Here is a 25697-nt window from a genome sequence, read left to right as displayed (position 1 = left end):
GACGCGAAAGGTATCTTTCGTGAAAGATAAAAATTTGCTACAAAGTTATTAAATGAATAATTAATAACTCTTTTCAGGATGACGAAAATGCTACTTCGGTTGATTCAAAAAGATCCAATCGTGATCGGCAAAGCCAAAGAAGAATATCGCAAGCTTTTTAAAATTGCGGCTCCTCTATGTCTTGGACATTTGGGGCATATGGCCATTGGGACCACGGATGTCCTGATGATCGGGCAGCTAAGTGCAGAAGCATTAGCAGCCTCTGCAATCTCTATCAGTATTTTCTATACCCTGTATTTATTATTAACTGGCACCATTATGGCGATCACACCGGTGGCGTCGCAAGCTATCGGAGCTGGACAAGCACGCACTGCACGTCGCGCCGTGCGCCAAGGTATTTGGGTTGCCCTGACTGTATCTGCCCCTGCCCTATTCATTTTGTGGCATACAGAATTTATTTTTGAAATCACCGGACAAACAGAATCCTTAATCGCACCTGCGAAGGAATATATGCATACCTATATGTGGATGATGATCCCGGGTTTGATTTTTGATGCATTGGTATATTTCACCGTTGCCTTGGGGCGTCCAAAACCGATCCTGTATGTAACCTTGATCGGTATCGCCGCAAATGCGTTTTTCAATTACTGCCTGATTTTTGGTAATCTGGGTGCACCAGAACTTGGTCTGGCAGGAGCTGGTATTTCCAGTACTTTGGTAACTACTTTAATGCTGCTCATCACCGCAAGTATTATCCTCACACGATTACCTTATCGTCGCTACCATGTCTTCAGCCGTATCTGGCGACCAGATTGGGAGCTTTATGTGAAGATCTATCGCATGGGCTTGCCTATTGGCGGCGGCATGCTTTTGGAACAGGCAATGTATTCAGTGTCTGTGCTATTAGCTGGGCGTTTAGGCGCTGTGGAAGCAGCAGCACATTCCATTGGCATGGCTATCATCAATATAATCTACATGTTCAGCATGGGTATCAGTGATGCAACTACCAGTCGGGTGGGCAATAACTTTGGTCGTAAAAACTTTATGGGTGTTCAGATCGCAGGCTATGCGGGCTTGTCTCTCGCGTTGCTGTGTTCTTCCCTTGCCTTCTTGTTTGTACTGATTTTTGCAGAACCCATTACATCCGCCTTTATGGATGAAGGTTTACCAAATGCGGAACTCGTTTTGGCATTGGCTGTCAAGATTGCGATCATAGGAATGATCTTTGAAATTGCGGATGCAGGGCAGCTTGCTCTCAAGGGAAGCCTACATGGGATATCCGATATGAAAGTTCCGCTTTACACTTTCATTTTGACCTATACAATCATCGGCACAACTACAGCGTATCTTTTATCCCACCACTTCAACCTTGGTGTCATCGGGATCTGGTACGGGCTGCTTACAGGCGTCTTACTCACGGCATTCTTCCTGTATTTACGTTTTCAATATATGATGCGAAAGATTAGCTATGAGCCAAGATAACCACTTCCTCAATCAGGTCGAAGAGGGACAGGTCACCCATAAAACAGGAATATGGGCGAATTACATTGAAACTTGGAAAGTCGCTTTACCTATCTGCTTAAGCTTGCTTGGACAGATGGCGATGGGAACAACAGATGTTATTTTCATTGGTCAGTTAGGACCAACGGAATTAGCGTCTGCTAGCTTGTCTTCTCATATTTACTATATTTATTTCATGATCTCTATCGGGATTATTCTTGCCTCTAACTCTCTTATCAGTCAGTTCCGTGGGCAAGAAAATCAACGCATGATCCGCCGTACGGTTCGTCAATCTATCTGGATTGCGATTTTATGCTCTATAGTCTTCATGATACCACTTTGGTTTATGAAGGAAGTCTTCATAATGCTTGGTCAGGAAGAAAGCCTCGCCATTACAGCAGGACGTTACACAGATTATCTGATGTGGAGTTTCTTACCCGCAGTTGCTTTCGTATCATTGCGTTGCTTCTTTGTTGGGATGCAGCAAGCAAAGATGGCAGCCGTGATTGTTTGGTCTGCGGTACCCATAAATGCAGGACTGGATTATCTTTTAATCTTCGGCGGTTTTGGTATTCCAGCGCTTGATATTGAAGGGGCCGGCATTGCGACAACAATCGTTTCCACAATGATTTTTATTGCTGGCGCGATTACGGTTACATTTAAACAACCATTTGCCGATTACCAGATCTTTAAAAATTTCTGGCGGCCAGACTGGGAAATCTTCACGCGCCTCTTCAAACTTGGCACGCCGATGTCCATCCGATTAACGCTTGAAGAATCCGTCTTTACAGTTTCAGCGATCCTACTGGGGTGGCTCGGCATTATTGAACTGGCTGCCCATACCATCATCATGGTGATCTTAGGCACCACCTATATGATCAGTTTGGGTATCGCCGATGCGACGACAAGTCGCGTTGGATATGAATTTGGGGCAAAAAATTATATTCAAGCACGCCAAAACGGATGGGTTGGTTTCTTTGCAACATTGACCTTCACCATCACAGCGGCGTTGATTGTTATTATTTTCTCAACCGAGATTTCAGAATTCATTCTGGATCCAAGCACGGAACGTGCAGACGAAGTTCTTTTCGTCGCGGCTGGTGTCATGTTAATTGCGGCTTTCTCTCAAATACCAGATGGCATTCAGCTTTCTATCGCAGGATGCTTAGCCGCCCTGAATGATACAAAAGTTCCAATGTTTGCGTCTATCTTCTGTTATTGGGGATTGGGTTTTTCAATCGCATGGCTCTTGGCTTTTGAGCTTGATATGGGGGTAGCTGGTTTCTGGCTGGGATTGTTCATTGGACTTTGCAGTTCAGCTGTCGTAAATCTTCTGCGTTTCTGGTATCTGATCCGAAGCGATGCTAGACTTGATCACCAACAACAGCTTGCAAGTAACGAAGACTCCCATGGCTAAATCCCAAAAACCAAACGCAGCTCCGCGCCCACCAAAGGTAAAGAAAGAACGTATTGATCAGCTATTGGTGGATCGCGGTCTGGTCGAAACCAAAAGTAAGGCACAAGCTTTAATCATGGCAGGTAAGGTTTTCAGTGGGGAGCAAAAAGTCGCAAAACCTGGCGATAAAGTCGCTGAAGACAAGCCCTTAGAAGTGCGTGGGCAAGATCATCCCTGGGTCAGTCGTGGGGGGCTTAAACTTGATAAAGCCATCAGTGAATTTAATCTGGATGTGAAAGATCGCATCTGTATTGATGTAGGTTGTTCCACAGGTGGTTTTACTGATGTGTTATTGGCAAACGGGGCCAAGAAAGTATATGCAGTAGATGTCGGTCGTGGTCAATTAAGCTGGAAATTGCGCAGTGATGATCGGGTTGTGGTTATGGAAAGCACCAATGCCCGACATCTCACCCGTGATGATATCCCTGATGAAATTGATGCGGTTGTCTGCGACGCAAGTTTTATTGGGTTAGAAAAAGTATTACCTGCCGCTATGGGCCTTACCCGCAGTGGCGCTTTTCTAGCGGCTCTCATCAAACCTCAATTTCAGGTTGGTAAAGGGGAAGTCGGCAAAGGCGGCGTGGTTCGTGATCCGGAACTTCATAAAAAGGTCTGCGATGAAATCCATCAATGGGTTTCCAGCCTTGAAAATTGGGAAGTCGAAGGCATCACTGAAAGCCCAATCACGGGTCCACAAGGAAATGTTGAATTTCTAATTTGCGCTCATAAGAAGTAATCCCTACATTATCTATAATACATATGAAAACGAATGCGTTGGGGAGGTTCACATGCCACAAAAAGATATATTATCTATTCTACCTGATCCGGATATTTCCGCCCTTGATCCAGACATCCAAAAATATTTCAAGATTTGTGAAGAAAAACTTGGACTAATCCCAAACGTTTTACAGGTATATGCCTATAAACCCAATCGTCTTCGCAAATTTATGGATATGTATAATGAGATCATGCTGGAAGAAAGTGGTCTTTCCAAACTAGAACGCGAGATGATTGCGGTTGTCGTCAGTAGCTGTAATCGTTGTTACTATTGCCTTGTCGCCCATGGGCAAGCCGTTAGACAATTATCAGGCGATCCAGAATTAGGGGAAATGATGGTGATGAATTATCGGATCGCCCCATTATCAGATCGTCATAAAGCCATGTTAGATTTTGCTTGGAAACTGACTGAAACACCCGGTATTTTTGAAGAAGAAGATCGTCAAAAATTGCGCGATGCTGGTTTTAACGAGTCTGACTATTTCGATATCTGTGAAACCGTTAGTTTTTTCAATTATACAAATCGAATGGCACATGCGACAGAAATGATGCCGAATAAAGAGTATCACAGCTTAGATCGTTAACTTAACGCCTCTATTAACAGGATAAATAAATGCGACTTTTCGGTAAAATTCTTCTTTGGTTTATGGCTGTTCTTGGCTTTCCGATGTTGATCATGATCGTTTTTGGAATCAGCCTTGCTTTTAACTTAAAGAAAGAAATCGCCTCTGTTGAACCAAATGCCGTTCTATGGCTCGATTTAGATCGTCCTATTCCAGAACGTGCAGGAAGTGGCAACCTGTTCGAACAGTATGATCAGGCCAGCTTCCTTGATTATCTACAAGCAATTGAACGTGCAAAAACCGATGATCGCATTATTGCAATTGCCGCTGAAATTAATGGCGGGATTATGGGAATTGCCCAAACTCAAGAGCTAAGAGATGCCCTTATCGATTTCCAACGTGAAAGTGGTAAGAAAGCCTATGTCTATGCGGAAGATTTAGGTGCAATGGGCGGCGGTATGCTGAGTTATTATTTAGCGACAGGTTTCTCAGAAATCTGGCTTAATCCTACAGGTGGTGTCGGTGTAAGCGGTATGGCAATGGAAATCCCCTACTTCGCCGATGCGTTAGAGAAAATTGACATCACCGCAGAAATGGAACAGCGCCACGAATATAAAGGCGGTGCAGATCCTTTCATTCGCAGTCAGATGACAGAACCTGTTCGTGCCTCCCTTCAAGGTTTATTGGATGATTGGCATAAACAATTAGCCGCAGGTATGACCACAAGTCGTCAAAGCATAGCTGCTGAAATTGATCAACTTGTCCTGAACTCTCCTTATCTTCCTCAACAATCTTTAGAATTAGGACTCGTAGATCGTCTCGCATATTGGGATGAATTTGAAGATTTAATCGACTATCTGCCTGAAGATACAGAATCTCACACCGTCTCTGTTTCCTATTATATGCTGGCAACCGATCTTGAAATCGAAGAAACTGATGAGGAAGAAAACAACAAATCCTATACCATTGCGGTTATTCAAGGTATAGGCCCAATCACGGGCGAAGATTATGGCCCTGGTTATTATACCGATGAAACTTTCTCTCCCTATACGGTTTCTAAAGCCCTTGCCAATGCCCGCGAAGATAGCAGTATTGATGCTGTCCTATTTCGTGTGAACAGCCCTGGCGGGGCTTATGCGCAATCCGATATGGTCAGACGGGAAGTTCTAAAACTCAAAGAAGCCCGAATACCTGTGATTGTGTCTATGGGTGATAATGCGGCAAGTGGTGGTTACTTTGTTTCCATGGGCGCAGATTATATCGTGGCACAACCTGGTACATTAACGGGTTCAATTGGTGTTTATGCAGGCAAGGTTGCAACGAAAAAGCTTTGGGATAATCTGGGCGTTAACTGGGAGCGCGTGGAAACGGGTCCACAAGCAGGAATGTGGAGCATGATCAGCGAGTTCACCCCATCTCAGAAAGCCAAATTCCAAGAGAGTTTAGATTTCGTCTATACAGACTTTTCCGGTAAAGCTGCACAGGATCGCGGTCTTGATGCAACAGAAATCGATGCAGCAGCACGTGGTCGTATATGGACAGGGCAAGAGGCTATTGGAATTAAACTCGTTGATGAATTAGGCGGTTATAAAGAAGCTTTGGATGCTGCCCGCATTGCGTTGGAAACCGAGAAAAATGCAAAACTCAATCTACAAGTTTTTCCAAAACAACCAACACCTGTAGAGCAGATAGAAGCAATCTTTTCTTCAGATGATCCGCTTCGTTACATTTCAATACAGGTCAGTGATCATTTTATTGAACGACAAATCCCTGATTGGGTATTACAGGTCAGAGACCAGTTTACATCACATGGCCTTCTTACTATGCCGATAATGAAAATTAGTGATTAACAAAAAAGCCTCCGAGTATTCCGGAGGCTTTTTTAATTCTTAGCGTTGCTGTCGACGTGCCATAAACGCCAATCGTTCAAAAATATGAACATCTTGTTCATTCTTCAGTAAAGCCCCGTGCATAGGAGGAATAGCTTTACTCGTATCCGTTTCACGCAATGCTTCTGCAGAGATATCTTCTGCCAATAACAGCTTAATCCAATCCAATAATTCTGATGTAGAAGGACGTTTCTTAAGCCCTTGCACCTCACGAATATCATAGAACATGCCTAGGGCTTCTTTCAGCAAGTTTTTCTTAATATCGGGGTAATGGACCTCAACAATATCTTCCATGGTTTCACGATCAGGGAACTGGATATAATGGAAAAAGCAACGACGTAGAAATGCATCTGGCAGTTCTTTTTCATTATTGGATGTAATAATCACGACCGGACGATTAGTTGCCTTCACCATTTGCTTGGTTTCATAGACATAGAATTCCATTCGATCCAATTCCTGCAACAAATCGTTGGGGAATTCGATATCTGCTTTGTCAATTTCATCAATTAACAAGATCGGTGCTTGGTCAGCTTCGAAGGCCTCCCAAAGCTTGCCTTTAACGATATAATTAGAAATATCGTGAACTTTATCTTCGCCTAATTGGCTATCGCGCAATCGACTAACAGCATCATATTCATAAAGGCCTTGTTGCGCGCGGGTTGTCGATTTAATACCCCATTCGATCAATGGACGCCCTAAACTCTTGGCGACTTCCTGCGCTAACACTGTTTTACCGGTACCAGGTTCTCCTTTCACCAATAAAGGGCGTTGCAACGTAATAGCCGCATTTACAGCAATGGTTAAATCATCAGTAGCCACATAAGAGTCTGTCCCCTCAAAACGCATGGCATATACTCCCATCCAATAAAATTTCTCTTGTATGAAACCTAGTCAGTCCCAAGCGGTTGGACAAGAGGCTAAATCTCGGAAATTTCCTCATCAAACCAGTGACGTCGGTTGTGGGCCTTTTCTAATATCTTCTCTTTTACTAGTGGGTGACGTGCGAGCAATTCTTCAAAACTACGTCGTCCCATTTCCAAAAGTTGCACTTCATCCAATGTCACAAATGTGGTTGAGGTTAATCCGCCATGTAAAATTCCAAGTTCGCCAAAGTAATCCCCATTTTTAAGGATTTCTGTTCCTTTAGGTAACTCGGCTTCCACATGACCGGAAACAACAAAGAACACCCGATCCGCTTTTACATTTTTACGAAGGATCAAATAATTTGACTGCAATGTAACTGGTTTCACTTCGCGAGAGACATCTAACACTTCTTTGGCTGATAGGCTGGCAAAGATAGGATTTTGCGCAATCATCTGCCATTGCACCTGAAAACCACGGCGCCGTAATTCTTCTGAAAAGCCGGATGCCATGATACCAGCCCAAAGACCGAAAACCCCGATCCCCATAAGCATCACAAATCCACCAACAATCTTACCTGTTAATGTGATCGGCGTAACATCTCCATATCCAACAGTGGTCAATGTTGCCATGGCCCACCACATGGATGAAGGTATAGACCCAAATGCATCAGGTTGAATATGGCCTTCCACTGCATAAATAACTGAAGATGCAAGAAATAAAACAACAAGCCCGATCATTAGGGCGGAGAATATAGCACGCTTTTCGGCATGTAAGACAGTACCCATGATCTGCATAGCTGGGGAATAACGAACCAGTTTCATAATGCGTAAAACCCGGAAAATGCGCAGATAACGCATATCTGCCAAACCAACAAAGCCAAATAAGAAGAAATATAAGGGAAGGATCGCCAAAAGATCGACAATCATAATTGGCTTAAAAATACATTTAAATCGCGCCTTCCACGAAGGAAGATCAATATTTTCAGGATTATCTACACAAACCCATATGCGTGCTAAATATTCTGCGGTAAACACAATCACGGAGAATATCTCAATCGCAACCCACAAGGTCTGATACTTTAGCGCCCAACTGTGAATTGAAGAAAGTGTTAAGGCCGCAATATTCACTAAAATCAGTGAAATCAGAATGCCATCAATAATACGTCCAGCAAGACTGGCTTGCCCCCAACCTTCTAGTAATAAAAACAATCTTTTACGTAATATACTCATAGATAGGGATCATAGAATAATCAAAAATTCGTGCAACTAAATTCCCTTAAAGAAAAACCGGGAATAGCTCTTCCTATTCCCGGCTCACCTAAATTCATCTGAAAATAAAATTAATTAGCCTGCTAAACCAGCCTCAATCGCTGATACCGCAGCATCAGCAGCATGACCGTCAGGACCACCGGCTTGCGCCATATCAGGGCGGCCACCACCGCCTTTACCACCCATTGCAGCTGAACCAAGACGTACTAAATCCACAGCGGAAAACTTATCTGTTAAGTCATCAGTAACCCCAACAACAATAGAGCCTTTACCATCAGAAACCGATACGGCTGCGATAACACCAGATTTAATCTCTTTTTTCATTGCATCGACCAAAGGTTTTAACTCTTTTGCCGGAATATCTGAAAGTACGCGTCCAAGATAATTAACGCCATTTACTTCCTTAGCTTCTTGTTTGTTAGAAGAACCACCACCGCTTACAGCCAATTTCTGGCGAAGATCAGCAACTTCTTTCTCTAACTTCTTCCGTTCTTCAATCAAGTTATACACTCGATCAGCAACATCTAATGGTTTAGCTTTCAGGACAGCAGCCATCTCACCTAACTTCGCATCATGTGAATTCACATAATCCATAGCGGCCTGACCTGTTAGACATTCGATACGACGCACACCTGCAGCAACAGCTGTTTCATTCGAAATCTTAAAGAAACCAATATCACCTGTGCGTTCAACATGGGTGCCGCCACAAAGTTCTGTTGAATAGACACCAGATTTTGTTTCGGCATCCGAACTCCCCATTGAAACCACGCGAACTTCTTCACCGTATTTCTCACCAAATAGCGCCATCGCGCCTTCTTCAATAGCCGCATCTGGTGTCATTTGACGAGTTGCAACAGAGGAGTTTTCACGGATTTGACGGTTTACGATATTTTCAACTTCAGAAATTTCTTCTGCAGTCATCGCTTTTTGATGCGCAAAGTCAAACCGCATTCCCTCAGCCGCGACCAAAGAACCTTTCTGAGTTACATGATCACCTAAGACGCGTCTTAATGCTTCATGTGCCAAGTGAGTCACGGAATGATTTGCTTTTAGTTTCGTACGGCGATCACCATCAACTAACATGTCGAGGCTTTCACCAACCTTAAAGTTACCTTTGGTCACTTCACCAACATGAACATGAAGACCATCTACCTTCTTCAAAGTATCGGATACTTTAAACTCCGCCCCATCAGCAGAAAGAATGACACCCATATCACCCATCTGACCACCAGATTCACCATAAAACGGGGTTTGGTTCGCCAACAAGCTTACTTTATCGCCTTGTTTTGCTTCCTGTACAGGTTTGCCATCAGCAACGATCGCAGAAACGACACCTTCCGCTCGCTCAGTTTCATAGCCTAAGAATTCACTCGCGCCAGTTTCTTCTTTTACTTCAAACCAAACTGTTTCTGTTGTTTGATCACCAGATCCAGCCCAAGCAGCACGCGCTTTAGCTTTTTGCTCAGCCATTGCTTCATCAAAACCAGCTTGATCAACAGTACGTCCCTGACCACGAAGGATATCTTGGGTTAGATCCAATGGGAAACCATATGTGTCATATAAAGTGAAAGCCACATCGCCACGAAGGGCTTCTTTATCCCCAAGCTTATCTGTTTCACCTTCAAGCAAACGCAAACCTTTTTCCAAGGTACGACCGAAACGCTGTTCTTCCAGTTTTAATGTTTCGGTGATCAAGGATTCCGCACGTTTCAATTCGCCAAAATGACCACCCATTTTGGAAATTAGAGATGGTACCAATTTGTGAACTAGTGGATCACGTGCCCCTAGCAAATATGCATGGCGCATTGCACGACGCATAATACGACGTAATACATACCCACGTCCTTCATTGGAAGGCAATACGCCATCTGCAATCAAGAAGGAAGATGCACGTAAGTGATCGGCAATAACTTTATGGGAAGCTGCTTGATCACCATCTGCGTCAACACCTGTTAAATCCGCACATGTTTCAATGATCGCACGGAAGATATCGATGTCATAGTTGTTATGCTTGCCTTGTAACAAAGCAGCAATACGCTCCAATCCCATTCCTGTATCAATAGATGGATTAGGTAGATCAACACGGTTACCTGGTTCGATCTGTTCATACTGCATAAAGACCAAATTCCAGATTTCGATAAAACGATCGCCATCCTCTTCTGGACTTCCTGGAGGACCACCCCAAATATGATCGCCATGATCATAGAAAATTTCTGTACATGGGCCGCATGGGCCAGTGTCACCCATTTGCCAGAAATTGTCAGATGTTGGGATACGAATGATTTTATCATCAGACAAACCAGCAATCTTACGCCATAGACCTGCTGCTTCTTCATCTTCGGAATAGACCGTTACCAACAACTTATCTTGTGGAATATCGAAACCTTTGGTTACCAGATTCCAAGCCATCTCGATTGCTTGGTCTTTGAAATAATCCCCAAAGGAAAAATTCCCCAACATTTCAAAGAAAGTATGATGGCGTGCTGTATAGCCCACATTCTCGAGATCGTTATGCTTACCACCTGCGCGCACACATTTTTGAGAAGTCGTCGCACGTTTATAGTCGCGTGTTTCCGCGCCTGTGAAGACATTCTTAAACTGCACCATTCCGGCATTGGTAAACATCAATGTCGGATCATTACGTGGTACCAGCGGAGAGGAATCCACCACTGCATGTTCATTCTTTTCAAAATAGTTCAAAAAGGTTGAACGAATGTCATTAGCTGTTGTCATTTTTCTACCTGACTCAAAAATCTTATTTTCAAATATAGAGCTCTATCGCTCTGACAAATTTGCCTAGTAAATTGGTTTAGTAGTTTGATACTGATCTAGCGCGGACAAGCAAGAAAAAAGACACTTTTAAATCCCAATCAACGCTTAAAAAACATTTTTTCTAAAACTATGACAAATTTGTAAGCTTTCACAAACGGTCCTAACTATAAGCATCAAAGAAAAAGCCCTGTGGTTTTAACGCACAGGGCTTTAAATTTCATTAAATCATATTTGATTTATTTTGTTGGATCATCATCCGGATTCAAGTTGGCGTCAGCCTTCTCTGAATCAGATGGCCCCTCCAACATAGCACTGTCCAAAATACCTGCATTCTCACGAACCTTACGCTCAATCTCATTGGTCATATCCATATTTTCGCGCAAGAAATTCTTGGCATTCTCACGCCCTTGACCGATACGTTGACCATTATAGGAGAACCAAGCGCCAGATTTATCAACGATCCCCGCATTCACACCGAGGTCCAGAATTTCACCCATTTTGGAAATACCTTCACCATACATGATATCGAATTCAATAACGCGGAATGGCGGTGCGACCTTATTTTTTACAACCTTCACTCTGGTTTGATTACCTGTTACGTCATCACGATCTTTTACCTGACCGATACGACGAATATCCAAACGTACTGATGCATAGAATTTCAGCGCATTACCACCTGTTGTGGTTTCAGGGTTACCAAACATCACACCAATTTTCATACGAATTTGGTTGATGAAGATCACCATACAATTAGAACGATTGATGGAGCCTGTTAATTTACGAAGTGCTTGAGACATCAAACGCGCTTGAAGACCAACATGGGTATCCCCCATCTCACCTTCTAATTCTGCACGTGGCACCAATGCGGCAACGGAATCTACAACCAAAACATCAATAGCACCAGAACGTACCAATGTATCTGCAATTTCCAACGCTTGCTCACCCGCATCTGGTTGAGAGATCAACAACTCATCAACATCAACACCAAGTTTCTTGGCATAAGCAGGATCCAGCGCGTGTTCAGCATCAACAAAGGCACAAGTACCACCAGCTTTCTGAGCTTCCGCAACACAATGTAACGCCAATGTTGTCTTACCCGAACTTTCTGGACCGAAAACCTCAATGATACGTCCCTTAGGAAGTCCACCAATACCTAATGCGATATCCAACCCGAGAGAGCCTGTAGAAATAGCCTCAACATCCAAATGTTGCTGCTGGCCCAATTTCATCACGGAACCTTTACCAAAAGAGCGCTCAATCTGACTCAGCGCAGCTTCTAATGCTTTTTGCTTATCCATAGTATCTTTATCCACTAAACGTAATTGCGGTTGCGACATTGCTTCATTCCCTTTTCTCATAGGCTTTCCCCTGTTGCAACGGGCTTCATCTAAACGCAATGTGCCGCAAATGTTCTCATTACGCAAGTTCTTTTTTTATTCTCATTAAATATCATTAATTTTCAATGTTATAGAAATATGTTCTCTTTAATAATACTAATTATTTACTAGATGTTCTCATTAAAGATTCCAAATAAGAATCTGTTCTTTTCTATCCAAGAGGTAAATTCTTATAATCATCATCCGGTGTTTCGACCGAATCGACGGCTTCCTTTACTCGTGTCGCTAATTGTTTCAAGCTGAATGGTTTTGGAAGAAAGTAGATATGGGCTAAATTAGATAAATCTGCTGCAACTGTCTCTCTGGTATATCCAGAGATGCATATAACTGGAATTTCGGGAAATCGTTGGCGTGTAACATGAATAACTTCGACACCGCTCACTTTTGGCATCATCATATCAGTAACAAGTAAATCAAATTTTTCTTCTTGTTCTTCTAACAAGGTAAGAGCAACCTCCCCGGAACGCGCCTCCGTTACACGATATCCCTTAGAACGCAAAGCCCGCGCCGCGAATAATCTTACCGCATCTTCGTCCTCAACCAGTAAAATGGAACCGCCTCCTGTATTGTCTTGTTCGGCAATATCTTCCAGCAACGTATCGTCCATTTCTTCTTCTGACGCATCTATTTTCGGCAGGTAAATAACGAAAGTCGTTCCTTTATTTTCACCGGAACTATGCACATAAATATAACCTTTTGCTTGTCGTACAGCTCCGAAAACCATTGATAACCCTAGTCCAGTTCCTTCACCTACATCTTTAGTTGTAAAGAAGGGGTCAAAAATCTTACTGAGGTTCTCCTTCGTTATGCCAATCCCGGTATCTGCAACACTAATACTGATATAATCGCCGGCAGGCATTATCTCATCACGTATCGGATAAGGTTTCTTGGCAGTAAATTGATCTGTCTGGATAGACAGACGTCCTCCTTGAGGCATTGCATCACGTGCATTCACAGCTAAGTTAATGATCATTTGCTCAAATTGTACCTGATCAAATTTCACCCGCCCTAAATCGCGTCCATGCAAAACATCCAACTCAATGTTGTCCCCTATTAAACGATTTAACAAAGAGGAAATTTCTGAGAAAATGTCGACTATATTAAGATTTCGTGGTTCCACTTCTTCACGCCGGGAAAAAGCCAAAAGCTGACGAACCAATCCCGCAGCACGATTAGCATTTTGTTTGATTTGCATCGTGTCTACAAAAGACGCATCACCAGGGCGGTGACGGAGAAGTAACAGATCACAAAAGCCTATAATTGCCGTCAACATATTATTGAAATCATGTGCGACGCCGCCAGCTAGCTGACCGACCGCTTGCATCTTCTGTGATTGTGTAAACTGACTTTCAAGACGCATTCTTTCAGTTACGTCAGTCATACTGACAAGAAGTTCTGCATCACGTTTCTGACTATCAACCGATCGTAATACATTTATAGAAAACACTGTTTCCATACTGTTTTTCATACGAACATCTATACTATGTGCAGGAACGTTCTTATCTTCGAAGAATTGTTTTAGATAATCCTCCAACTTAGTCTGATCTTCAGGATGAAATGCTTCTATACAACTACTTCCTTTTGCATAAAACTCACCAAAGGCTTCACGCGCACTAGGATTCATCTCTTGCAAAATGAGGTCAAAATTACAGCTAAAAAGGCCAAATGGCGCATTTTCCATAAACTCATTTAGGAAATCCAAACGCTTGCGGGAGTTATAATACTTTTGAGACTCTTTGGATTCTGGTAAACACGACCATATTAACGTACCTCTATCATCAAATGGAGAAACCCTCATAAGCATTCGTGGATGACCCAATTGATGTGAAGACTGAATCAGGAACTCTAATTGTCCCTCACGGTCCAGTCGCGCCTGTAATTCTTCCAAGCTTACGGTCTTAAGATCCAGATCATATACCTCACTATCTTCCAATAAATCGAAGGGACGATGTTCATAATTCGGTATATTTCTTTGGAGAACTTCTATAACGGGAAAGAACAATTCTCGAAATCTATCATTTACAAATTCAAGTTGTCCTTTGGTATTTTCTAATGCAAAGGAGAACTCAAAAAACTCTTCCTGCTTGTTATGCAACAATAATTCACACTGTATTTGCGAAAGCTCACGACTCAGCCGCCTATTTTGAAACAAGAAAAATAGACCACCTAAAAATACAGAGGCAATAACGACAAAGATTACGGCATATTTTGTACCTTCCAGATGTAAGAAAAATCCCACTGCAAGGCACAAAGATATTACCCCCATCAATACAAGTAAGTCATGCCAATAGGAATGTTTAGCCGGTCGCGTATTCTCAGATTTCGATAATACGCGTTTCATTACAATCTCGCTTGTTCAGGCTTACCCATGCGTCCCTTTGTCTTACCGCGTGAACGTAAATTGTAAACGTAAGAAATAACTTCAGCGACAGGCTTATAATGTTCTTCAGGAATATATTCATCCACTTCGGCAGTCGCATATAAAGCACGCGCCAGAGGCGGATTCTCCACCATTGGAATTTCATTTTCCTCAGCGATTTCACGAATGCGCGCAGCGATGACATCTTGCCCCTTGGCCAATACCTTTGGAGCATCCATTGCATCTTGATCATATGCCAACGCTACCGCGAAATGTGTCGGGTTCGTCACCACAACATCTGCCTGAGGCACTGCCTGAATCATACGCTCAGCAGCACGTTGCATTCGAATTTGGCGAATTCGACCTTTTACTTGTGGGTCGCCTTCGACGTTTTTAAATTCCTCTTTTACCTCTTGTTTTGTCATGCGCAATTGCTTTTTGTGTTGATATCGCTGAAAAACCAAATCCCCAATTGCGATTACAAACAAGATCAGCAAAACAACCGTCATTACCTTCAAAAGTAGGATATAAATTTCCCGAGGTAAAAACGCGACGTCAATTCCCGGCATTGCCTGTAACACTCCCAAATCAGGGATCAGTGTGATAACGCCTGCAGAACCAATCACGATGAGCTTGATAATATTCTTTACAAACTCAACAAGTTGTTTGGCATTGAAGTATTTTTTAGCTCCCTTAATAGGATCAAGTTTACTAAATTTTGGCTTAATACTTTCAAGAGAGATTTTTAAGCCAAACTGTCCAACATTCCCCATGAATGCCAGTATCAAAAAACCAAGGATCGGCCAGAGTATGATAAGTAAAACACTACCAATCACATCGAAGAGAAAATCTTTCAAATCGGTACTATGAAAAGGAACTTGATGCGCCTGAGCTATAAAAACCACTAATTTATCTCGAATGGCACCCGCAACATATGGACCAGACGCCCCAATAATCAGGGCTACACCTAACAACATTAACCACGTGGTCAACTCTTTACTATTGGCCACAGTACCTTTTTCTCGCGCTTTTTGAAGTTTGCGCGCAGTGGGTTCTTCCGACTTTTCACCATCATCACCGTCAGCCATGACTTCTTAACTCACTACAACAAAGGGGGCTATTGTTTCTGTAAAGTAACGCATAAACCAAAGTATAACCGAAGAAATAATCAACGCAAAAAGGATAATGCCCAATAGAATTTGCAAAGGCATTGCGACGAAGAAAATTTGTAGATTAGGCATTAGACGCGCCAATAAACCAAGTAAAGAGTTATAAATAATTGCACCTAATAAAAAAGGCGACGCAAATTGTACACCTACCACGAAACTTCTCGCGACAGTACGTGCGATCGTTTGCGAGAAATCTTCTAGTATTGGTACTTCACCCGGATTAAATAACTGATAACTATCCACAGTTGCCATAATCAAAAGATGATGCGTATCTGTCGCCAATATAACAGCCGTCGCAGTAAGCGTTAACACAACAGTATGTAACGCACCTTGTCCTTGTAGCATCGGATTGAAAGCCTGCGCAGCAGCAAATCCAGAAACAAAGGACATTACAGCACCGGTCGTAGCCATTGTTAAAATGACAATCCGCATAATGCTACCGATAAATACACCTATTAATATCTCTGCAAGTAACAGTAACAATATAAGAAGGATACTGTCTGGCATAGCTGGTAAACCGTCTCGCACTACAGGCGTCACGATCAAAGTCAACATCATACCAAACATAAGACGAATGCGCGGACTGATATAAGTTTCCCCAATAGCTGGCATTTGCATCAATACTGCACCGACACGTGCGAATACCAAGGCATAGGCAAAAAATTCTTGTGGAACTAAAATATCATACATGAAAGTGGATTTAACAGATTCCCACTACTTAAAGCTAGTAAAAGATCAACAGTTTTAACCAATACCAATAATTCTATGCCCAACAGAAGCCATAAAATCCTGAAGTATCTGTAACATCCAAGGCAAGAGTACCAATAATGCCAAGAACACAGTTACAATCTTGGGAACAAAAGTCAGTCCCATTTCCTGAATTTGAGTCAATGATTGAAAAATGGCTACAACCAGACCAACAGCTAATCCAATTAACATTACAGGCAAACCGAGCTTCAACAGAAGGAAAATTGCCTCTCGGGCAAAATCAAGAACTTCTTGTTCTGTCATCTAAAGCGTTACCAATCCTGTAAGTTTTATAAAAGCATGTAGGTAAGAAATGCCTAGATCGGCATCTTTAAGATTTCTTGATATGCACTAATGACTTTATCGCGCACAGTTACAACGGTTTGCAATGTTTGTTCAGCAGATGCAACCGCCGTCACAACGTCTGTTAGATCCGCCTTCCCTGTCATAGCATCCTTGGAAACTTGCTCAGCATGACGATTAGCGTCAATTGCACTTTCAGCAGCACCTTTCACCATACCTAAGAAATCACTTCCAGTTTCTTTAGAACCGGACAGATCACCAGGCTTCATCGCAGACGCATCGTTGATAGTCTTTAAGGCGTTAGTACGATATGCGGCGGCCGCTTGAGCTGCTGAGATATTTGCCATCACTCTCTCCTATGGCAAGTTTCTGCTAAATAGTGGATTAGGCTCTCACCCCTATTTCATCAAAGGGTATCAACCCCATATCATCGATTACTTCCACTATCACTGAGTTCATTTTATCTTAGTAGAACCTTTATTTCAATAGGTTAATCGTGTTATTTACCATGGTTTTTGTGGCACGAATAACACTCAAATTTGCCTCATAAGAACGTTGGGCTTCACGCATATCCATCATTTCGATTAAGCTATTGATATTTGGACGTTTGTAATAGCCTTCAGCATTTGCCGCCGGATGACCTGGATCGAATTCCAAACTAAAATCGGACATATCCTCGCCAATCTTATTAACCTTCACCAAATCAGTGCCCAGCGCTTTATCCAATTCATTCTTAAAAGTGATTGTTTTACGGCGATACGGGTCACCACCAGGAGTTTGCGCCGTAGAATCCTTATTAGCCAGGTTTTCAGAAATCACACGTAGACGTGCACCCTGCACTCGCATACCAGCGCCAGCAATAAAAAAGGAATTTGCTAAATCGTTCATTGTCTCTCTCCTCACCTAATCTCTTACTGACCCTTAAGGGCAATACGATACATTGCGTTATATTTTTTCAGAAGATTGGTCGCAGTTGCATGCATACCGTTTGTACGGTTCATTTTCATCATCTGCTCTTCCAAAACCACACGGTTACCATCAGGAGAAATCTCATATCCAGACTTACTGGCTTTCGCATCATACTCCCCGACACCACCACGTGGTGTATTGAAATGCGCCTCATGCGTCATCTTCAAGCCAACTTTATTCTCGCTCAAAGTTTCTTTAAAAGTCAAAGCTTTCAAATCTTTAGCAGCATATTCCGGGGTATTGGCATTAGCGATATTTTCAGCGATCAAAGATTGGCGTTGAACTGACCAGTTCAAACGTTCTTTCATCATACCACCCAATGCAGAAGACGCGATTGTCATTTTCTCTCTCCTAGTTACAACCCTCACCATCACTCTCACATTTTGGTTTCGGGTTGATCTCTCAATTTCTCTCGGAAACATATAAGCAAAAGCAATGCCAACTTTTAAATTCTTCCATTTTTACAAAGATATGATACTATTCCTGCAATAAAGGTTAAGAATATGAAAATATCAAAACGGCAAACAGACACTGGGTCAGAAGATCAAAAGGCACAACCTCCTGAAGAAGACATTTCTTCAGCTGTAGCACTAGGATACGACCCGTTGAATAAAGAAGGCGCCCCGACGATCCTTGCATCAGCACAGGGGGAGCTTGCTGACCAAATCCTAGCTCTGGCTAAAGAATCTGATATTCCTATTCATAAAGACCCCGATTTATTAGCGCTATTAACAGCAAGTGATGTTGGGGATGAAATCCCGCTAGAAGCGTTTATCGCTGTTGCCGAAATTTTACGTTTTATCTATGAACAAAATGGAATAAAAATTCCAAGCTCATAAGACTGTAACATTAACAAACAATCGCTTTTATTATGCAAAGAATCAGTTCATAGTCAGAGCAAAGGTTTTTGTATACGTTCTTGAATAGGGATTGGAGTGACCATATGTCACGCGCTGAAGTTGAACAAAAAATCCATGATATGCTTGACCAAGTTGAAGCAAGTCGTGTTGGTATGACCAGAGGGGAAGTCCCCACTTTAGAACGTTACCCCGAGCAATTGGCGCAACTTTCTTCAGATGTACTCGCTTTATCAGATGAAGATTCCATAGAATTAAAAGCCTTATTAAATTTATTACGCGACGATCTTGCCCAACTTTCTTGGGAGATGGGAGAGATAGCCCGTCGCCTACGCGCAGGTGATGATGATGATGATGAAACATCGGAACAAGCTGCTTCTTCTGAATAATATTAGACTGAAACCTAGATTAGAGACGGATAGATAAGCATGGAAAGCGTGATCGGTTACGCAGATTTTCTTCGAATGATTGTCGCTCTAATCTTTGTCTTATCCTTAATTTTACTTGCCCTATTTCTTGGTCGAAAATATGGAAAAGGTTGGGGTTTTCAGCACACTCCCCTCACAAAACGCCGTCTACAAATCATCGAAAGCCTTCCTATTGGTCCTAAGCAACGTATGATGATTGTAAGACGCGATAATATGGAACATGTTCTAGTTATCGGACAAGAAACAGCCGTTCTCATAGAGAAAAATATTTCAATTACAGCTTTTGACTCTTCACCGGAACCAAAAAGCCCTGACGATAAGGCCTTAGGGAAATGAGCATTGTAAAATACATTAAGACCTCTTTCTCAACAAAAGCAAATAGTGCGAGCAAAGCTGATCTAGTAAAAAATGCATTCACATTTAGCTTAGCTGCTGGCCTTTTCACATTTGCAATCACAGCCTTGTTTCATGGTACTGCGCTTGCGCAATCTGTAAATATTGACATTGGCGAAGGCGGCTCTGTGACAGGCCGCTTTGTCCAACTAATCGCAATGATCACGGTGCTATCTTTAGCCCCTTCTCTTATGATTATGGTGACTAGCTTTACACGCCTTGTCATTGTACTGTCCTTACTTCGAACCGCATTGGGAACACAGGGGACTCCTCCCAATATGGTATTGGTCAGCTTAGCGTTATTCATGACCCTATTTATCATGCAGCCCGCTCTTGAAGAAGCTTATGACAACGGCATTGCACCTCTAATCGAAGAACAAATCACTGAAGAGGATGCGTTTACACGTACAGTTGCCCCATTTCACGACTTCATGCGACGTCACGTAAGACAGCAAGACCTTCAGTTGTTTATGGATATAGGTAAGTTTGAAGCAGTTGAAAACCCACGAGATATTCCCCTGCGGGCCCTTATTCCGGCATTCATGATTTCAGAGTTGAAGCGTGCATTTGAGATTGGCTTTTTATTATTCGTTCCCTTTCTCGTCATCGATATGGTTGTAGCTTCCGTCCTTATGTCGATGGGTATGATGATGCTGCCGCCTGTTATGGTTTCCCTACCATTCAAGCTCATTTTCTTTGTTTTGGTAGATGGTTGGTATCTGGTTGTCGGAAGCTTGGTCCAAAGCTTTATCCCATAAATAAAACCCTGCATTTTCATGCAGGGCTATCTTATAACGAACTCAACTGTTATTTATATTTATGCAGGTGTTTCTTCCACACCTTCATTATCTACCGATGTTTCATCTTCTGGCGGTCTATATTCATCATCATCTTGGCTCAACAGCTTATCACGATAGTTATTAACAAATGCGTTAAACATATCACTATTAGCTAATTGCCTGATCATATCCTGCAGCTTTTCCGGACGTTCTGAGTTAACGGATGTGGCAATAAAGTTATAAGCATTTGCCAAAGCGCTAAATTGCATGGCAGGGCCATATAGTTCATTCAACAACGCCAAACCATCTTCGTCTTCGTTCAGTCTTAAAGCCACGGCCCAATTCAATACATAGCCTGCCTTTTCATCATCAAGACCAAGTTCTGCTTCTTCTGGTGGATTTCCTGCCAAACTCTGCAGTACGCGTGAAACCTCTGACCAGTTTTCCTCTGCCCAAAACATATCACGACGTAACATATCAGCTTCTTTAGAAACGTCACCAGCCAGCAATTTGATTGCTTCAGGCAAATCCCCTAATTCGAATGCGGCCTTGGCACGTAAACGACGGCGATCCCCTTCTAAATCTTCATTCAACTGAGGGCTTTGAGATGCATTCAAAGCACGAATAGCGTCTTCTGCCTGGCCATCAATCAAATGTACTAAAGCCAGCTTCGCACCGACCCTTGCTCGATTTTCACCTTGTAAACGAAAACGTACCTGATGATCTAGTAAAGCGGCTGCGCGATTTAACAAGTCAACCGCGATAAGTCTATCAGCCAATTTTTCGATCATTTCGTCCCCATCCGGACCGGATGGAGTCAGTTCGCGGAATTCGTCGTAAATCGCTAATGCCTTCAATGGAGGAAGTAAATCTGCATCTCCTTCCAGATAAAGACGCTTAAATATATTCACCATTTCTTCGGCCATTTCTTTGCCGATCGGTGTTTCCGGGTAATAAGTTACAACAGTCTTCATAATATTGAGACCATTTCGATAATCCAGATTTTCAAAATGTAATTCTGATAACCTACGTAACACGGCAAGTTCAAAACTATCACCACGCCAGCGATACCTTAACTTATCAAGAATATCGATTGCTTCACCTAATGAGAGTGTTTCTTGTTTTAAACCGTGGTTCACTAATGCATATTGTGCACGTACCGCATTAAACTGATCAGACCCTTCCGCTAAATCTTTCCATATATCTTGCGCTTGATCCAAGTTATTCTTGGTCAAAGCAATACGCGCTTGATGATAACGTAAAGCTGCAAGTTGCCCCCGGCTCAATTGGTCGGTATCCTTATCCAATTCATCAAGCCAATTTTCCGCAGAACGCAAGTCTCGCGTTGCTAATGCTGCTTCTATACGCAGCATAACTAAAATGGCTTTCAACGGATAAGGGTAACGTAATAGAAGTGAGTCACCTGCTTTAAAATAATCGGCGGCCTGCTTCCATTCACCCAACTCCGCAAGTGTTGCGCCTCGCCAGATTGAGGCTTCTGAAAAACCGTCCAAGCGCGGGTCATTTAAGGTTTGACGTGCGGCATCGTAATCCCAATTTAGAAAATGCGCAGCCCCCATCATTGCGCGATAGTCGGGGCGGGTTTCTACCGTTTGATCATGCAAAGCGATAACTTCTAAAACCCCTTTTGCTTCAGGCCCTCGTCCATGAGCAAGGTAAAACTCTGCCAATTTAATACGGGCATCATTCTTATCTACAGGGTCTGTATCTTGAACAGTTGTGATTAACTCTTGTCGGTCACGTTGATATTTATCAGGACCACCGCGCAGCCATTTTTCAAAATCAAATAATCGCTTCGAAGATAGTTGAGAAATATCAGCAACAGGCGCTTCTGGTGAAATCGCAGATATGTGTAATCCTTCTGTGCTATACAAACGGAAACCGTCTAGTTCACGATCAAAGAAAACCTCATCACCCAACATCTCCACAACAACGCCTTGCGCAGATGCCAGAAGAGTAAATTCAGGATAAGCACGTTGCCCCTGAACACCAATGCCAGGCTCCTTAATAGTGGCAATTCGCAACACATCACCAATATCTGGATCAGGCAAATTAATCAAAACACCCGGCTCATCTGAAGGAAAATTCAAATGAGGTCCGATATCTCCATCAACATCCGCTTGAATAGTTGCTTGAATACTCGGTAAAATTGGTCCCTGACGAAACTCAAGTAACCAATCAAAACCTTCTTTTTTAACAATTGGATTAATGCCGGGAAGAGTCTTTAATCTGAAAACAGTTGCACCACCAACAGGTAACTGCTCAATACGCGTTATCAGAGGTTGCCCTTGTTGACGCAAAGGCGCTAAATCAATCGGAGCGCGCTTATCAAAAACAATCCAAACATTTTCGCCACGACGAAACACCGCGGAGCCTACATTTTCAGACCAGGGGAATAACAAAGTAACCGGCGCTGGTCCGGATTGTTTTTGGGCCTCCTGCCTTTTCTTTTCTGCAAGACGCGCAGCCAACTCGGCTTGATCTGGACGTAATAAAGTTACAGTTCCTTCCGCTTCCGCTTTTGCCAAGGCTTCATCTTCTTTTTGAATCTGGGCGGTATCTAGCTCCCCTTGCACTTCTCCGTCTTCATTGACTTCTGCTTGTGTTACATTCGTCGTTGGCGCAGCTGTTACCGGAGGTAATTCTGCTGGGGTTTCAACTGGGTCTGACGGCGACACAGCAGGTGATTGAGTGGATGTTTCTTCAGGCTCAACCTGTGCCTGTGTCGGAGTAGGTTCAGGAGTAGGCGCTACTGGCTGCCCTGCTCCTTTTACTAAATCCACAACGACCTTATTACCAGACTTGAAATGCCGCAAACCCGTATCAGTTGGCGCAGTTAAGGTAAAACGAGTTCCCCCGTTAGAAGTAGAAGATGTTACTTCGGAGAAACCATCAGGTAATTGTTCTCTAAGTTGAGTTATATTCAATCCGGCTTCCGCACCGAAAGAGAGAACCAACTGTCCCGCCGCCAGGTCGGCGTTATAAGTAACGTTATTCGGCCAATCAAATACTAGGCGCGTAAAATTATCATGTTCACCAACCCGCACACGTATAGATGTGGAATTCCCTGAATTTTCAGTGACTTGTGATGAAGTTGGGGCTGCAGGTTTTAAATCAACAACAATAGATTGGCCATTTTTAAAATGGCTCACAGCCAAATTCTGCCTCAAAGGAAAAGATAAACGCAACTTATCAGAAGAAAAACTTCCAGGCCCCAGATAGCTTGATAGATGTTCCGCGACAGGCGCTAGAGAAGCATCAAACGGCTTTGAAAAAGATAAAACCAGTGTTTGCCCCTGAATCGTAGTTGTGACATTCACATTGGAGGGCCAATCAAATACAAGGCGTCCAAAATCTGTATGCGCCCACGCACGCAGCCCCACAGCCTCCTGCGCAATTGCAGAGGACATAGTTCCGCCAATGAAATGTGCGGAAAAGGCGAGCGGTAAAACCGTGTTACGCAGTAATCTTTTGAACGTACCTGACATTTATTCCCCAATTGAAACCGACGAATCAGTCATAACTTACAATATATTATAGAAAAATCCATTAACTTCCTGCCTCCGGATAAATAACCAAGTCGACCCGACGCGCAAGCTTTTTTCGGCGCGCTTCTGGAATTGCCTTATTTAAATATTCATACTGGCCATCCGCATGTCCCATGATCGTTAAATCTTGCTGATACCCAACGTCTTTTAGATAAGATGCAACAGATAGCGCTCTCGCCAGAGATAGCTCCCAGTTTGAGGGATATATATCTGCTCTCGTAGGCGTTGGATCCGTATGCCCGGCAACAACAACTTGGTTGCCAAACTGAGACATAACACCTGATAGATTGAATAAGGCAGCAGTAGCACGCGAACTAATAATAGCACTACCCGGCAGAAATAACTCTTCCGCAGGTAAAGACATTATAATGCGACCATTTAGTAATGTAATCTGGGCATTTTCTAATACCGGATCGCTTTCAATAGCTTCAGCCAAGATACGTTCAAGATACTCAGGAGCTTCTGCAGGAAGCACTGCAGCCATTTGGATCGTCTCACTGGCAATCGGCGCTAGATCACGAACGGGATCTTCTTGTTTTTCTTTAACTGTAATCTTTGAGATAATCTTCTCATACTCTTCCGTCTTTAACGTAGACATAGAAAAAAGCATAACGAAAAAAGCTAACAACAATGCGCTCACATCAGCAAAACTCAACAACCAAGCTGGCGCCTTCTCCACGCCATTATTGTCTTTACCTTGATCATGACCTTTTAGATCAATCATTGCTCGACACCTCCGGTTACCGATTGCGGAGAATTAGAAGCATCAGGTATAACGGATGTAGAGGCCTCATCAACAGCTTCATTTGGAAATGTGTTAAAAGCACTATTACCAGGATGCACAAAAAAACGCATTCGTACAGTTTTAGGATCCCCATGCATCAAACCAATAGAAATACTAGATTTCGGAGCGCCTTCGCTTATTAATTGTTGTGCAACCACACCTGTACGTGCAAACGCTAAAGATCGATTATCTTCATCGGGCTCGTTCAAATTTATTTCTTCGGGGTTTACAGTTTGATCTATTTCAGTACCAACGATTTTCGGTAATGTCGTTTTCAACCGATCCAGAGAATCAACACCAAGCATGAATTGAAGTTCTAGAACATTTCCTTCAAAAGGTTTTTCCAAGATTGCTGCGGTATCCCGAAAAAGATCAAGGCGATCTGCACGTAAAGCTATCTCACCAACAACGAAAACTTCTCGTGTTGGAACTGTCATTTGCATCACAGATCCATCTCTTAAAGATTCTACCTCAGCAATTGGAACGGCGGTTACCCAAAGTTTTTCAACATCATCGATGATACGATTTGCTTCAGGAACCGGACCAATCGTTGAAATCATAATTTGCGCTTTAGTTTCATTAATCAGTTCCGTCTTAAAGGTAGAAGTAACAGATTTAATGACTTTACGAGCTTTAGCTTCTTCGAAAGTTGACAATGTATTAAGGAGGATAAAAAAGGCAAGCAATAGCAAGAAGAGGCTCAAAAACATGATTGGCCCCATATCCTTCCCTTTAACTTTCGATGCATTTGCCATTATTTAAACGCGCTCTAAAACCTCAAAAACCAGAATACCCCATCCAGAATCATACACAGTTTCGCATTAAGCAAAAAGGAAAAAGCAAGAATAGCTAAA

The 25697-nt window shown here is 42.8% G+C and carries 23 protein-coding genes; 9 read left to right on the top strand and 14 right to left on the bottom strand.

Going from position 1 to position 25697, the window contains the following annotated elements:
• Positions 1–87 precede the first annotated feature (87 nt).
• From ACOQOA_RS15070 to sppA, 5 genes are read left to right on the top strand one after another with little or no spacing between them, the layout of a single operon-like run.
• Positions 88–1482 (top strand): MATE family efflux transporter, encoded by a 1395-nt coding sequence (locus ACOQOA_RS15070; protein WP_420549437.1) that lies wholly within the window; start codon positions 88–90, stop codon positions 1480–1482.
• Positions 1469–2917, top strand: coding sequence for an MATE family efflux transporter (locus ACOQOA_RS15065; RefSeq protein WP_420549436.1), 1449 nt, complete (start codon positions 1469–1471; stop codon positions 2915–2917). Before ACOQOA_RS15070 ends, ACOQOA_RS15065 begins: the two co-directional genes overlap by 14 nt.
• Entirely contained in the window at positions 2910–3692 is a 783-nt protein-coding gene (locus ACOQOA_RS15060) for a TlyA family RNA methyltransferase (RefSeq protein WP_420549435.1), read from the top strand. The genes ACOQOA_RS15065 and ACOQOA_RS15060 overlap by 8 nt, the downstream gene beginning before the upstream one ends.
• A 52-nt stretch (positions 3693–3744) precedes the next feature.
• Positions 3745–4317, top strand: a complete 573-nt coding sequence (locus ACOQOA_RS15055; protein WP_420549434.1) for a peroxidase-related enzyme — start codon at positions 3745–3747, stop codon at positions 4315–4317.
• Between the two features lie 29 nt (positions 4318–4346).
• Positions 4347–6146: a signal peptide peptidase SppA gene (sppA, locus tag ACOQOA_RS15050; RefSeq protein WP_420549433.1), complete on the top strand. Its 1800-nt coding sequence runs from the start codon at positions 4347–4349 to the stop codon at positions 6144–6146.
• A 39-nt stretch (positions 6147–6185) separates the two neighbouring features.
• Here sppA and ACOQOA_RS15045 read toward each other — a convergent pair whose 3' ends face one another.
• The 11 genes from ACOQOA_RS15045 to ACOQOA_RS14995 form a co-directional block, all read right to left on the bottom strand.
• Complete coding sequence (locus tag ACOQOA_RS15045; protein ID WP_420549432.1) at positions 6186–7031, bottom strand: AAA family ATPase; 846 nt, start codon at positions 7029–7031, stop codon at positions 6186–6188.
• 71 nt (positions 7032–7102) lie between these two features.
• A complete protein-coding gene (locus ACOQOA_RS15040) occupies positions 7103–8278 on the bottom strand; it encodes a cyclic nucleotide-gated ion channel (protein WP_420549431.1) in 1176 nt (391 codons plus the stop codon).
• 114 nt (positions 8279–8392) lie between these two features.
• Positions 8393–11050: an alanine--tRNA ligase gene (gene alaS / locus ACOQOA_RS15035; protein WP_420549430.1), complete on the bottom strand. Its 2658-nt coding sequence runs from the start codon at positions 11048–11050 to the stop codon at positions 8393–8395.
• 275 nt (positions 11051–11325) lie between these two features.
• Positions 11326–12426, bottom strand: coding sequence for a recombinase RecA (gene recA / locus ACOQOA_RS15030; RefSeq protein ID WP_420550113.1), 1101 nt, complete (start codon positions 12424–12426; stop codon positions 11326–11328).
• Positions 12427–12637: 211 nt separating this feature from the next.
• A complete protein-coding gene (locus ACOQOA_RS15025) occupies positions 12638–14827 on the bottom strand; it encodes an ATP-binding protein (protein WP_420549429.1) in 2190 nt (729 codons plus the stop codon).
• On the bottom strand, positions 14827–15933 hold the full coding sequence (flhB, locus tag ACOQOA_RS15020) for a flagellar biosynthesis protein FlhB (RefSeq protein ID WP_420549428.1): 1107 nt from the start codon (positions 15931–15933) through the stop codon (positions 14827–14829). Before flhB ends, ACOQOA_RS15025 begins: the two co-directional genes overlap by 1 nt.
• 6 nt (positions 15934–15939) lie before the next feature.
• The gene (locus tag ACOQOA_RS15015) at positions 15940–16704 is read right to left on the bottom strand and encodes a flagellar biosynthetic protein FliR (RefSeq protein WP_420549427.1); all 765 of its coding nucleotides are present in this window, start codon (positions 16702–16704) and stop codon (positions 15940–15942) included.
• A 54-nt stretch (positions 16705–16758) separates the two neighbouring features.
• Positions 16759–17025: a flagellar biosynthesis protein FliQ gene (fliQ, locus tag ACOQOA_RS15010; protein ID WP_420549426.1), complete on the bottom strand. Its 267-nt coding sequence runs from the start codon at positions 17023–17025 to the stop codon at positions 16759–16761.
• 53 nt (positions 17026–17078) lie between these two features.
• Positions 17079–17411, bottom strand: a complete 333-nt coding sequence (locus tag ACOQOA_RS15005) for a flagellar hook-basal body complex protein FliE (protein WP_420549425.1) — start codon at positions 17409–17411, stop codon at positions 17079–17081.
• A gap of 130 nt (positions 17412–17541) precedes the next feature.
• Positions 17542–17952 carry a flagellar basal body rod protein FlgC gene (gene flgC, locus ACOQOA_RS15000; protein WP_420549424.1) on the bottom strand — a complete coding sequence of 137 codons (411 nt, stop codon included), beginning with the start codon at positions 17950–17952 and terminating at the stop codon, positions 17542–17544.
• Positions 17953–17975: 23 nt separating this feature from the next.
• Positions 17976–18374: a flagellar basal body rod protein FlgB gene (locus ACOQOA_RS14995; RefSeq protein ID WP_420549423.1), complete on the bottom strand. Its 399-nt coding sequence runs from the start codon at positions 18372–18374 to the stop codon at positions 17976–17978.
• A gap of 162 nt (positions 18375–18536) precedes the next feature.
• On the opposite strand from ACOQOA_RS14995, the gene ACOQOA_RS14990 reads away from it, so the two are divergent.
• The 4 genes from ACOQOA_RS14990 (at position 18537) to fliP (ending at position 20469) form a co-directional block, all read left to right on the top strand.
• Positions 18537–18872 carry an EscU/YscU/HrcU family type III secretion system export apparatus switch protein gene (locus tag ACOQOA_RS14990; RefSeq protein WP_420549422.1) on the top strand — a complete coding sequence of 112 codons (336 nt, stop codon included), beginning with the start codon at positions 18537–18539 and terminating at the stop codon, positions 18870–18872.
• Between the two features lie 104 nt (positions 18873–18976).
• The gene (locus ACOQOA_RS14985; protein ID WP_420549421.1) at positions 18977–19279 is read left to right on the top strand and encodes a hypothetical protein; all 303 of its coding nucleotides are present in this window, start codon (positions 18977–18979) and stop codon (positions 19277–19279) included.
• A gap of 39 nt (positions 19280–19318) precedes the next feature.
• Positions 19319–19654, top strand: coding sequence for a flagellar biosynthetic protein FliO (locus tag ACOQOA_RS14980; RefSeq protein WP_420549420.1), 336 nt, complete (start codon positions 19319–19321; stop codon positions 19652–19654).
• Positions 19651–20469 carry a flagellar type III secretion system pore protein FliP gene (gene fliP, locus ACOQOA_RS14975; protein ID WP_420549419.1) on the top strand — a complete coding sequence of 273 codons (819 nt, stop codon included), beginning with the start codon at positions 19651–19653 and terminating at the stop codon, positions 20467–20469. Before ACOQOA_RS14980 ends, fliP begins: the two co-directional genes overlap by 4 nt.
• A gap of 59 nt (positions 20470–20528) precedes the next feature.
• On the opposite strand, the gene ACOQOA_RS14970 is transcribed toward fliP, so the two are convergent.
• The 3 genes from ACOQOA_RS14970 to ACOQOA_RS14960 form a co-directional block, all read right to left on the bottom strand.
• Positions 20529–23999: a hypothetical protein gene (locus tag ACOQOA_RS14970; RefSeq protein ID WP_420549418.1), complete on the bottom strand. Its 3471-nt coding sequence runs from the start codon at positions 23997–23999 to the stop codon at positions 20529–20531.
• A gap of 61 nt (positions 24000–24060) precedes the next feature.
• Positions 24061–24783 carry an OmpA/MotB family protein gene (locus ACOQOA_RS14965; RefSeq protein WP_420549417.1) on the bottom strand — a complete coding sequence of 241 codons (723 nt, stop codon included), beginning with the start codon at positions 24781–24783 and terminating at the stop codon, positions 24061–24063.
• Positions 24780–25553 (bottom strand): hypothetical protein, encoded by a 774-nt coding sequence (locus ACOQOA_RS14960; RefSeq protein WP_420549416.1) that lies wholly within the window; start codon positions 25551–25553, stop codon positions 24780–24782. Before ACOQOA_RS14960 ends, ACOQOA_RS14965 begins: the two co-directional genes overlap by 4 nt.
• Positions 25554–25697 lie beyond the last annotated feature (144 nt).

Origin of the sequence: Curvivirga sp. (genome assembly GCF_965219885.1) — a bacterium.
Classification (GTDB): domain Bacteria; phylum Pseudomonadota; class Alphaproteobacteria; order UBA8366; family Aestuariispiraceae; genus Curvivirga.
This window is presented reverse-complemented; position numbering and strand designations above follow the sequence as displayed.

Bases quoted from the DNA above. Each gene is read 5' to 3' on its own strand.
- recA (WP_420550113.1), bottom strand. From the start codon at position 12,426: ATGTCGCAACCGCAATTACGTTTAGTGGATAAAGATACTATGGATAAG.
- ACOQOA_RS15060 (WP_420549435.1), top strand. From the start codon at position 2,910: ATGGCTAAATCCCAAAAACCAAACGCAGCTCCGCGCCCACCAAAGGTA.
- ACOQOA_RS15015 (WP_420549427.1), bottom strand. From the start codon at position 16,704: ATGTATGATATTTTAGTTCCACAAGAATTTTTTGCCTATGCCTTGGTA.
- ACOQOA_RS15040 (WP_420549431.1), bottom strand. From the start codon at position 8,278: ATGAGTATATTACGTAAAAGATTGTTTTTATTACTAGAAGGTTGGGGG.
- ACOQOA_RS14960 (WP_420549416.1), bottom strand. From the start codon at position 25,553: ATGTTTTTGAGCCTCTTCTTGCTATTGCTTGCCTTTTTTATCCTCCTT.
- ACOQOA_RS15025 (WP_420549429.1), bottom strand. From the start codon at position 14,827: ATGAAACGCGTATTATCGAAATCTGAGAATACGCGACCGGCTAAACAT.
- ACOQOA_RS14980 (WP_420549420.1), top strand. From the start codon at position 19,319: ATGGAAAGCGTGATCGGTTACGCAGATTTTCTTCGAATGATTGTCGCT.
- flhB (WP_420549428.1), bottom strand. From the start codon at position 15,933: ATGGCTGACGGTGATGATGGTGAAAAGTCGGAAGAACCCACTGCGCGC.
- ACOQOA_RS14965 (WP_420549417.1), bottom strand. From the start codon at position 24,783: ATGATTGATCTAAAAGGTCATGATCAAGGTAAAGACAATAATGGCGTG.
- ACOQOA_RS14985 (WP_420549421.1), top strand. From the start codon at position 18,977: ATGTCACGCGCTGAAGTTGAACAAAAAATCCATGATATGCTTGACCAA.
- ACOQOA_RS15065 (WP_420549436.1), top strand. From the start codon at position 1,469: ATGAGCCAAGATAACCACTTCCTCAATCAGGTCGAAGAGGGACAGGTC.
- fliQ (WP_420549426.1), bottom strand. From the start codon at position 17,025: ATGACAGAACAAGAAGTTCTTGATTTTGCCCGAGAGGCAATTTTCCTT.
- ACOQOA_RS15045 (WP_420549432.1), bottom strand. From the start codon at position 7,031: ATGCGTTTTGAGGGGACAGACTCTTATGTGGCTACTGATGATTTAACC.
- fliP (WP_420549419.1), top strand. From the start codon at position 19,651: ATGAGCATTGTAAAATACATTAAGACCTCTTTCTCAACAAAAGCAAAT.
- ACOQOA_RS14990 (WP_420549422.1), top strand. From the start codon at position 18,537: ATGAAAATATCAAAACGGCAAACAGACACTGGGTCAGAAGATCAAAAG.
- flgC (WP_420549424.1), bottom strand. From the start codon at position 17,952: ATGAACGATTTAGCAAATTCCTTTTTTATTGCTGGCGCTGGTATGCGA.
- ACOQOA_RS14970 (WP_420549418.1), bottom strand. From the start codon at position 23,999: ATGTCAGGTACGTTCAAAAGATTACTGCGTAACACGGTTTTACCGCTC.
- alaS (WP_420549430.1), bottom strand. From the start codon at position 11,050: ATGACAACAGCTAATGACATTCGTTCAACCTTTTTGAACTATTTTGAA.
- ACOQOA_RS15005 (WP_420549425.1), bottom strand. From the start codon at position 17,411: ATGGCAAATATCTCAGCAGCTCAAGCGGCCGCCGCATATCGTACTAAC.
- ACOQOA_RS15070 (WP_420549437.1), top strand. From the start codon at position 88: ATGCTACTTCGGTTGATTCAAAAAGATCCAATCGTGATCGGCAAAGCC.
- ACOQOA_RS14995 (WP_420549423.1), bottom strand. From the start codon at position 18,374: ATGACAATCGCGTCTTCTGCATTGGGTGGTATGATGAAAGAACGTTTG.
- sppA (WP_420549433.1), top strand. From the start codon at position 4,347: ATGCGACTTTTCGGTAAAATTCTTCTTTGGTTTATGGCTGTTCTTGGC.
- ACOQOA_RS15055 (WP_420549434.1), top strand. From the start codon at position 3,745: ATGCCACAAAAAGATATATTATCTATTCTACCTGATCCGGATATTTCC.